9 protein-coding genes and 1 tRNA gene are annotated in these 10,419 nt (G+C 37.4%); all 10 read right to left on the bottom strand.

Features of this window, described 5'->3' with window-relative positions; translation table 11 throughout:
- On the bottom strand, window positions 1–1,080 hold a 1,080-nt coding region (locus KKH91_08100), incomplete at its 3' end, for a DEAD/DEAH box helicase family protein (protein MBU0952764.1).
- Window position 1,081: 1 nt separating this feature from the next.
- The gene (locus KKH91_08105; protein MBU0952765.1) at window positions 1,082–2,152 is read right to left on the bottom strand and encodes a DUF1016 family protein; all 1,071 of its coding nucleotides are present in this window, start codon (window positions 2,150–2,152) and stop codon (window positions 1,082–1,084) included.
- Complete coding sequence (locus KKH91_08110; protein ID MBU0952766.1) at window positions 2,142–3,809, bottom strand: site-specific DNA-methyltransferase; 1,668 nt, start codon at window positions 3,807–3,809, stop codon at window positions 2,142–2,144. Before KKH91_08110 ends, KKH91_08105 begins: the two co-directional genes overlap by 11 nt.
- Before the next feature lie 16 nt (window positions 3,810–3,825).
- Window positions 3,826–4,383, bottom strand: a complete 558-nt coding sequence (locus tag KKH91_08115; GenBank protein ID MBU0952767.1) for a DUF4276 family protein — start codon at window positions 4,381–4,383, stop codon at window positions 3,826–3,828.
- The gene (locus tag KKH91_08120) at window positions 4,380–5,567 is read right to left on the bottom strand and encodes an AAA family ATPase (protein MBU0952768.1); all 1,188 of its coding nucleotides are present in this window, start codon (window positions 5,565–5,567) and stop codon (window positions 4,380–4,382) included. The genes KKH91_08115 and KKH91_08120 overlap by 4 nt, the downstream gene beginning before the upstream one ends.
- A gap of 45 nt (window positions 5,568–5,612) precedes the next feature.
- Window positions 5,613–8,558 (bottom strand): DEAD/DEAH box helicase family protein, encoded by a 2,946-nt coding sequence (locus KKH91_08125; protein MBU0952769.1) that lies wholly within the window; start codon window positions 8,556–8,558, stop codon window positions 5,613–5,615.
- Window positions 8,559–8,766: 208 nt separating this feature from the next.
- Window positions 8,767–8,840: transfer RNA gene (locus KKH91_08130), tRNA-Val, on the bottom strand.
- An 83-nt stretch (window positions 8,841–8,923) separates the two neighbouring features.
- Window positions 8,924–9,325 carry a HEPN domain-containing protein gene (locus KKH91_08135; GenBank protein ID MBU0952770.1) on the bottom strand — a complete coding sequence of 134 codons (402 nt, stop codon included), beginning with the start codon at window positions 9,323–9,325 and terminating at the stop codon, window positions 8,924–8,926.
- Window positions 9,312–9,638 (bottom strand): nucleotidyltransferase domain-containing protein, encoded by a 327-nt coding sequence (locus tag KKH91_08140; GenBank protein ID MBU0952771.1) that lies wholly within the window; start codon window positions 9,636–9,638, stop codon window positions 9,312–9,314. Before KKH91_08140 ends, KKH91_08135 begins: the two co-directional genes overlap by 14 nt.
- Window positions 9,639–9,809: 171 nt before the next feature.
- A complete protein-coding gene (locus KKH91_08145; GenBank protein MBU0952772.1) occupies window positions 9,810–9,971 on the bottom strand; it encodes a hypothetical protein in 162 nt (53 codons plus the stop codon).
- Window positions 9,972–10,419: the final 448 nt, after the last annotated feature.

Genomic DNA, 10,419 nt, shown 5'->3' on the forward strand with positions numbered 1-10,419 from the left:
ATTTTCTTCTTTCTCTTCTCCGCGTTGATTGGAGTGTATTTCCATTACCTTGCCTTTATACTGCCCTTTAAAAAATCGTTCTGATTCAATTAATTCCCGTATTTCTTTTGCATGGTCAGTATCTTTGGTAACCACTAGTACAAAGGGCCTTACCAATCGCTTCCCTGTATCACGTGCATATATATCCAATGCAACCTTGGTATCTTCATTTAATCGAATTCCATCCTCTAGTTTGATTAAATCAAGTTCTTTGGGGTCGCCGCGGTACTGGTCCGGATTAAAGTCCTTTCTGGTAGCAACAGCAGGTTCTTTTACAAAACCGTCTTGTAGAGCTAATGCCAATGGATAGTCAAAAACTACATTTTTGAATTTATTCCCACCTGGGTCAATAGGTGTAGCTGTCAGTTCCAGTCCAAGTATTGGCTTTAGATCATTTATTGCATTTAGGCCTGCATCAGCTCTGTAATGATGGGACTCATCCATAAGAAGCACTAAATCCGGTAAAGATGCCAAATAGTTAAAGTATGATTCACCAAGGTATTCCGAAAGACGTTTTATTTTTGGTTCTCTTCCGCTTCGTACTTCAGAGTTAATCTTTGAAATATTGAAAATGTTAATACAGATGGATTTATTAAATAAATCGCCGTGTCGTGTTTCTTCATAATTATCACCCGTGATGATTAATGGGGGTGTAACAGTGAATTCTGATATACCTTTGAAAACATATTTAGGATTATTAAGTTCAGACAAATCTGTTTTTAATTTCTCATAAATAGTTAGATTGGGAGCTAAAACAAAAAAGTTTTTAATGCCTTTTGAAACAAATAGATAGGTAATAAAAGCTCCCATCAACCGTGTTTTTCCTACACCGGTGGCAAGAGCAAAACAGACAGAGGGGAAGTTACGTTCAAAATCAGAGCAAGTAGGGTGTAATTCCCGTACCTTGGCAAGTTCTCCGGTAGGGTCAACACCTTTCTTAAGTTCTAAAACCTCAGTTAGCTTGTTTAGTATTTCCAAACTATCAGCCTGCGGTTTTCTTAAACTCAAACGATTTCTAATAGCCTGTGCTTTTTGGTCCATTTTATTTCTCTGTTATACGGAGCTTTTCATCAAGTTCTTTTTCAGTAGGCAGAGCCAGCTTATATTTTGATGCAAAGATTTTATTATTGATGTTTCCTAAAACATATTTTGCGAATACTGCATTTTTCTTTGAACACAACATAATCCCGATTGGCGGGTTTTCACCTTCGGCATTTTCGTTTTCGCGGAAGTAGTTCAGGTAAAAATTCATCTGCCCGGCATCCGCATGAGTAAGTTCCCCGCGTTTAAAATCAACAAGCACAAAACATTTTAAAAACCTGTTATACAATACGAGGTCTATAAAGTAATGCCTGTTTATTATTGTAATGCGTTTCTGGCGGGCAACAAAAGTAAACCCTTTGCCCATTTCAAGCAAAAAACGCTGTAGATTGTCAATCACAGCCTGCTCAAGCTGTGTTTCTGTATAGGCTGTTTCTTCTTTAAGTCCAAGGAATTCAAGGATATATGGGTCTTTGACAGCATCTTCGGGCTTTTCAATAACCTGTCCTTTATGCGACAACTCTTTGACTTTCTTTTTGTCTTTGCTCAAACAAAGCCGTTCATATAATAGGGAATCCATCTGTCTCCGCAATTCCCGCATAGACCAACCATTCTCCATAGTTTCCAGCTCATAAAAGGCCCGGGCTTTAAGGTTATCTTCCTTCAATAATTCACAGTAATGGGACCAGGAAAGCTTGGGTTCAAATTCGTCAGACACTGTCTGACGAATTGAGTTATTTTTCCGGTTCAACAATTTGTCAGACGCCTGACGAATTGGAAAAGACTGGTAAAATAACCGCATCATTTTCAGGGTTGTTTCTGAAAAACCGCGTCCAAAACGGGCAGTCATATCCTGAGAAAGCCTGTTTATCAAAGCATCTCCATATCCGGCCCTTGCGGCTCCGTGCTGTTCAGTTTCTATGATAATCTTGCCTATTCTCCAATATGCTGACGCTTGAAGAACATCAATATCGCAGACAATCTTTGCCCGGGTATCAGTAATGATATCAGATGCCCTATTTAGCAAAATTCCATACTGGCGGTTAGTAATTGTTTTAAGTTTATTCTTCATCAGTTTCTTCCTCTTTGGAAACATTAATAATATTTAAATCATAGTTATCTTTGCCGTATTCGCACTTTCCAAGTATCATCTGCGGAATTTTCTTGATAGTAATAGTGTTATGGCGGTTATTGCATCCCGGGGCAAAGGACTTGGCACAGATAAGCAGGCTTTCTTCAGTTTTCATTTCTTGGTGTATTTTATCAATCTGTTCAGCTGTAACAAAGGATGTTGTAACAAATATATAATCATTTTCTGTTGATTTACCTTGTTTCCAGTATATATCAGCATCCGGGAAGTATTTAAAACTTTCGTGTTTGCACATCGCAGCTGCAAGCATATTAGCATTATACTTTTCGTCAATTATCCAGTTGCCGTATTTATCTTTTTTGAGTAAACTTGGAGCAAGCTCATAAAACTTAAAACCGCTACCACCTTTCCAATTTAGGGGTTTGGAAATTCCAGTTTGATCTGTGCCATCAATCACTGATTTTAATCTGGGCAAACAATGAGTGTAAGCGTGTTCACCAAGTTCAATGCCAATCCAATTACGGCCCATTTTGTTAGCAACCGCTACGGTTGACCCTGATCCCACAAACGAGTCCAATATCCAATCCCCAGGGTTCGAAAAATGCTTTAAAATTGTTTGTAAGAGAAGTTCAGGTTTTTTCCCACTACGGAATTCAACCCCACCTTCGTTCCGACAATTTCCAAACTGAGCGGCAAAATCATAGAAGTTTTCAATTGGTGTAAACTTGATAGCTGTTGGATTTTCAAGCTGATTTGAAGGAACTCCTTGGTAATATTTTCCTTTTGTTGCTCCAACCCGTTTAGGACCAGTAAAATATCTAAATCCAAACTTGTCATCTCCAATTCCGTCAACTTTATAAAGAACACCAAGCCCATCTACCGTAGCACGATCAGCTATGTAATCTCTAAAAAATCTTCCCGATGAATTTCCGTCAAGGATAGTTCCTGATGCCCAAATTTCTTTTAAACCATCAGCACTACCTTCCTTCTCTATGATTTCATATTCCTCAGCTTTAAACAAAGTTACTTCTTTGCCTTCTATCTGGATTTTGTGTCCGGGTCTTTTTTCATTAATATAAAAACGAAATTTTTCGAATGACGAAGCTGTCTCATTCTGATTGGGTTTGGCTCCATATTCCTTGCGATAGATGTGAATTTGCTCAATCTCCTTATGGAACGCCATGTCTTGTTTAAGGGTTTTTTCAGGGTATCTCACTTGAATATAAAAAGTTGTCAGATAGTTTGATCGCCCAAATACTTCATCTAGCATGACTTTAAGGTACTGACCTTCTGAGTCATCAATGTGACAACAAATGAAACCATTCTTATCCAAAAGATTTCTCAACATTTCCAACCTTGGCTTCATAAGTGAAAGCCAAATAGAATGTTCAAGGCTATCATCATAGTGTTCAAAAGCATTGCCTGTATTATACGGTGGATCAATATAAATACACTTAATCTTTCCTGCAAAATCTTGTCCCAAAGCCTTCAAGGCAAGCAGATTATCTCCATGGATAAGCATATTTTCAGACTTCGAGTCTCCGTAGGATTTTTTCGGGTCCTCAATCAATATACGTGGTTCCAATTTTAATTCTTCGCCTTTGCCTATCCATGTAAGTTCTAGTTTTTGTTTTGTCATTTTCTTATCCGTTTTATTAAGAGATTCCGCACAACTTTTTAATTCCTGCTATAAACACAGCAAAACTGTGGGAACGGTTATTGTTAAGATCCAAAAAAGGTCCGATAGCACGTGATCCGCTAACTTTTTGATATTTTGGAGCAATTTTTTTTAATCGTTTTGATGGAGACACAATATTATCAGGAGTACGATACATGTTTTTGTTTTGAAGCTGTACTAATTTCGACACATTAAGACCTTGTTCAACGGCGGCAAGGTCAGCGAGATACCAGCTTTCTATTTCACGACATACAATCCGAACTAGCACATCCTTACGGCCAGTTTTATTACATTTGTCTATAATAGAATTTTTCACAATACGGCAATCAGATGCGTCTTGATCACGAAGAATAACAAATTTTGCATTAGGAACACGATAGCCCTTGAGTTTCCTGATCAATTGATTTTCAAGATCTTGTTTACCTTCAAAAACGAAATATTGCGGAGTTATGTCATACGGTAATATTCTTGGCAACGAACTCTTCAACATCTCTTTAGCAGATTCTTCTTCTAATAAAAAAACTAGTTCTTTCATTCAGGGTCAGCTCCTTTAAAAAATCCCTGTTTCCAAAGATAACCCATTTTGTCTCCGTCATTCATATATGTTTTAATTTGATCATCATCTTTAGCACGCCGAACTTCCGTATAGCCATCTTTTTTTATTAACCAGAATACCTCGTCAAGTTCAGAAGCGTTTAAAAAATCAGGTGAATGGGTAGAAACAAAAACTTGTCCTCCTCTCATTGCATATTCACGAAATTCTTCAGCTAGCTCTGTTAAAAGCCTGGGATATAACTGATTTTCTGGTTCTTCAACACATAACAAAGGGTGCGGTTTAGGATCATGCAACATAACCAAATAAGCAAACATTTTAATAGTCCCATCAGAAACATGACGGGCTAAAAAAGGATCTTCAAAGGCTCCATCTTGAAAGCGTAACAGTACACGCCCCTCTTCAGTTGTTTTAACATCTATTTTGGCAATGCCGGGAACTCGTTTTTTAAGCTTTTCTAATATTTCGTCAAACAGCTTTCTGTGCTGCTTATACATAAATTCCGTTACTAAGGATAAATTTTCCCCTTCTTTTGAAAGATGTTCAGCATAACCCGCCTCTTGTTCAGGACGAGCTCTTTGAATATGGAAGTCTGATATATACCAATTAGAAATAAGCTCTCCTAAAGCCATAGCAGCTGGAAATTTTTTAAACTGGGCTAGTCCTTTTACTGCAAGTGTATCAGGTGATTTTAATGTCTGCTTTTCCCGGACTAATTCTTTCTCATCCTTAACACTATCAGGTTCATTGGTTACGGCTTCCCCTTCTCCTCGGGCAAAATCAAGAAAATGCCAGGCCTTCCCTTTACTTCCACGCCTATACCTTAGTATCTCCCTGTCTACTACGGGACGCCCATCAACTTCATCAATAGCAAGCATATATGTTATCAAGGGTGATAACTCATCTTCACGAAATTTAAGTTCAATTTCAATTGATCCGTCTGTATTACGGCTTCGAACTTCCTGAAAGCCGCGGCTACCCCCAAGCTTAGTTAAAGCAACATGCACATTTTCGGTGAGAGCATCTTTTAAAAATGCAAACACACTGAACAAAGTTGATTTTCCTGTTCCATTGGCACCGACAAAAACACACATCTTGGGAATTTCCCGAATTTCAATGTTTTTAAAAGCTCTGAAATTTTTTAACCTAATGTACTCAATTTTCATTTGTTCCATCCCTCCTAATCTTACCTGAATTATTAAGTATTAATATTATACCACTTTCCAACGAATAGTAAAAAGCGGTGTTAACGATGATTTTTGTTTAAGTTGTGCTTCCACTCTCTCAATTAATCCTTCTTTTTGCTTATCTACATCATCTTGTGCTTCGTAAAGCTTTTTTCGCATTTCATTACGTTTTTTCTCAGAATCTTTTATCCTACGATGTTCTTTTAATTTCTCTTCCAGGTTCAAAATCTTTTTTGCTTGTGTTTTAGCTGTTTTTATATCAATATCAAGTTTTTTAAGGTCAAGTTCCAGGGCAGTTTTCATATCATCTGCCCATCTATCCAGTTTATCGATTTCAATATTAAAAAAATCACTATTACGTTCAGCTATATTAGTGGACGTTGTATTGATTGTTTGGTTTTCAATTTCAGCTAACTTCATTTTCTCACTTTCACTTATTATAGCTTTTTCTTTTGTAATTTCAGCTGAAACAGCAAACAATTTACGGGCAATATCCATGTCGATTGGTTTACCTTGCTGATTAAAGGCGGATACTATGATCTGGTCTTCTGCCTCAAATGCTTCTACTGTATAATTACTAACTTTCATAACCCCATTTTTTCCAACAAGTGGCTTCAAAACAGATATCATAGTTGGATTATTAGAATAATCAAATACAATTTCCGCTATGTCAGTATTACGGGTTTTTAGTTCATTTAATATCCGCTGTGCCAGAGGATGTCCGGGCCTGTAAATGTGGGCATCTTCAACATTTTTACCTATTTTATAGGGACCGGCATCAATGCTCTCTTTTGGGAATGGATTATTTTTAAGAAGAAAAGAATACCCTTGTTCTGCAAACTTAGCGTTATCACCTAAAAAATGGCGGGTAATATCCCATAACCAACGTTCGTAGTTATCAAGATTTTCATGGCTTTCTCTATCATTTATCTTTAGTTTGTCATGAACTTCTGAATCAAAGTTTTCAAGTAGCTTCTGGCGTGTATCCTTTAAATTCTTCTGAATACTTTCATCCATTTCGTTTTGCAAAGTGTCAAAAGCGGTATTTATTTCATCCTCACTCCGGCAGGATTGATAAATGGTCGCTATACGCTTTTCAAAATCAACCCCGGATTCAATGCTTCCAAGAACCTCATCACTGGCCCCAAAAATACCTTTAAATAGATTAAATTTCTGGTCTAATAGTTCATATACCCGCTGGTCAGCGGCATTCTTGCGATTTACAAAGTTTATGACTACAACATCGTGTTTTTGTCCATAGCGGTGGCAACGGCCTATACGTTGTTCTATCCTTTGTGGATTCCAGGGTAAGTCATAGTTGACGAGAAGGGAACAAAACTGCAAATTGATACCTTCAGCTCCTGCTTCGGTAGCTATCATTATTTCTGCGTCATCCTTGAAGTATTCTACTAATGAAGCTCTTAAATCAGCAGTTTTTGACCCTGTAATTTTATCATTATTCTTGTTCTTTTTTATCCATTCCTGATATATTTCCTTTGATTTGTCATCATTGTTTGAGCCATTAAAAAGAACAATCTTATCTTTATGCCCTTTAGTGGAAAGTAAATCCAACAAATATTTCTGAGTAATGGTTGATTCCGTGAAAATAATGGCTTTTCTCTTGGCCCCTAATTCCTCCGTCATCTTGAATCCCTGTTCAAGAGCTATAAGTAGGGCTTCTCCTTTTGAGTTTGTCCATATTTTTTTGGCAAGGTTCCGGAAATTTTCAAGGTCTTTTTTTTCAGCTTTCATTAAAACGATGTCTTCTTTTGTATAAAATGCTTCTTTCTTTTCTTTACCATCACTCTCTTCTTCCTCTTGATCACTCCATTCGTCTGCCTGTTCATCATAATTCTCGTAATTCTGTTCTAACTCCAGAATACCTGTTTCTTTCATGCTCAGCTGTTTTTCGGCTTCTTCTATGTTTTTTTCAAGACGGTAAGTGAGGCTATTAAGGGTGCTGGCTATAGCAAATGAAGACGAAGCAAGTAGTTTACGTAAAATGAGCGTTATTAGTTGCCTTTGGCTTGAAGGTAATGCATACAATTTTGGCCTTTGCATATATTCAGACATACCATTATAAAGCTCTATTTCCTGCTCGGTTGGTATGTAATCCTGGGTTAAAGGTTTGCGTTCAGTAAATTTTATATGTGGGTGAACCTGTTTGCGTAAGGTCCTGATACAAACTGGTTTTAGGCGTTTTCGCAATTCTTTGAACATTTTTTGTCGTGGCTCAACCAAGCCAACTTCGCTTTCATAAATGTCTTGTACTTTAGAAACGCGGGCATAATTGACCTTGAAGCTCTTAAGATCACCAAAGACATGATCATCTATCACGCTGACAAGCCCGTAGAGTTCAAGCAGGGAATTCTGGAGAGGGGTAGCCGTAAGAAGTATTTTAGGAGCTTCGCTCAAAGCATCTTTGATTTCCCGGGCTATCTTGTTACTTGATTTATAAACATTGCGGAGATGATGGGCTTCATCAATAACAGCAAGGTCCCATTTAATTTGTTTGATATATGGCGATTTTGCTCTTGCAAAATGGTATGAACAAATAACTATCATATCTTCCTGGTTAAAAGGGTTTAAATTACCATCTTTAATATACTGGTTAAAGGATTTTGATTCAATAATTATTGAAGGTAGGAAGAATTTTTCCTGGAGTTCAGCATTCCATTGTTTTCTTAAGCTGGAAGGTACAATAAGCAATATCTTTCTTTTTCTCTCTGCCCACTTCTGTGAAAGTACAAGGCCTGCTTCTATTGTTTTTCCCAACCCTACCTCGTCGGCCAGTATGGCCCCTTTTGATAGCGGTGACCGAAATGCAAACAGTGCAGCTTCTATCTGATGAGGGTTTAAATCTACTTGTGCATCTGCCAGTGTTGCTGTGAGTTTTTGCAATGAATCAGACGGGCATCTCTTTGTTAGCTCATAAGCATAATATTTAGCGTGATAGTCCGTTAGTTTCATAGTGATAATTTTAACTCTTTTTGAGGGAATTTGCAAAATTAAAAATAAATGCAAAATAATGGGTTATTCTCAGCATGGGGAGTGTCCGTTGCAGGCAGTAAAAATGAGAAAATCCGTGAAACGTAGTGAAATGACAAAAATCTAATATTATAAAACAATAAACCTCGTCTTCGTCGGAAAACAAGGTTTATTATCGGTGATTTTAAAATGGGCGATGCAGGACTTGAACCTGCGACCTCTTCCTTGTAAGGGAGGCGCTCTATCCAGCTGAGCTAATCGCCCGTTAGGTCAATTTACTGACGACAGATATGCAACTCTTTGTTCACTAACAATATCATCAGAACCATGGGTGTCTATGGGAGCGTCTATGGGACTATCTTGAGTTTACTGATTACTATCTTTTTTATTTTTATAGCTAAACTGTATGAATGTTTTGCTTCTTCAAGCGATGGTTCCAGGAATGTGTCCGGGTATCTTGTTTCAACTGCATATTCTGTAATCCTTTCCAGTTCTTCTTCTAACTTTCCCAGTTCCGGGATAAACTTTTTTACTTCTGAAAGAAGTTTTACCAAATCATGCGTTTTCGAAACTTCTTTGTTTTTATAAATCAAAGCACCTTTTAAATATTTTTCTATGGCTTGTTGAGCGTGAAAACAAACGGTGTCAACAGGAACATCTTTTGCGGCGAGATTGTTTTTAATGTTTTTCAGGTCGTTATTTGCTTTTTCAAACCATCTTAAAACAAAATCCTTTTTATTTTTGTTCATATAGAAGCCTTCCGTTCTTAAACGCATTATAAAGCATGGTCCCCTTAATGTTTTTATAAGCTTTTTCTTCTTCAGTTCTGTAGACAAAAACATCTAAAGAAAAATCTCTACCAGGGAACAATCTTCTTATCCGGAAATTGCTTTCTCTTTGATTTAAATCATTATCCCAAACAACAATTAGATCATAGTCACTGTCCTTGGTATATTTTCCTGTTGCCCTTGAACCAAAAAGCACTATTTTCTTTGGCGCAATAGTTGAAATAATTCTGTTTTTTATCTGATTTAATCTGCTTTTATCTAAATTTATTTTCATTTTCGTTATACCCTGTATACCCTGTACCAGTATTTTACATATATTTTAACAACATTGCAAAGTCCTGTTCAATTTCTTTTAGATCGAGTTCATTAGTGTCTGGGTAAATAATAAATGATAGAATTTTAATGCGGTAAAAAGGTTAATTGGTTGGTTAAAAAATGTAGCAGTTTAATCCGAGGTTGAAAACGTATTCGGGTCCCTGTACTGATTTTTCAGCAAAATCCCTATCCTGAACACGGTAGGCAAGCATTTTCTACTGCACGCCTTGTTTGATAGGCACTCTACTACTGAAACATTACGTCCATCCGGGCATCTAAATCCGTTTAACATAGTAATTACCTCCAGTAAAAGATTTGCCCGGTACCTCATTGCTGAAGTACCGGGCATTTTGATTTGTTTCTACTACACTTATTTCTTATTCCAACCGCTTGTGATTTTCTCGATTAACTCGCTTGCCTTACCACGGTTCAGGTTTGTAAGAATCAAGGTCTTGGGTCCATGCTTCCTCAAAAAGTTTAACTGTCCAGGTGAAGCGGGCATGTTTCCATTCCCGTTTAGTTCACCAGTTTTTGGTTTGGCTTGAGGTGAGGCATAGCCATTTCCATTCCTGGATTCCTGAATATACAGCGACAGGGCACATTTAAGCCAGTCCTCTGGAATTCTCCGAGCGTAAGCTCGAGAGATGGATAACATTCCAATATCTTCGTATAATTGGAGTATGGAATATAAACGGCTGAGCCATAGTGTTTACAAATGCGATTATCATATTGTTCTTGTA

This window comes from Elusimicrobiota bacterium (assembly GCA_018816525.1).
In the GTDB taxonomy this organism is placed as follows: Bacteria; Elusimicrobiota; Endomicrobiia; order CG1-02-37-114; family XYA2-FULL-39-19; genus OXYB2-FULL-48-7.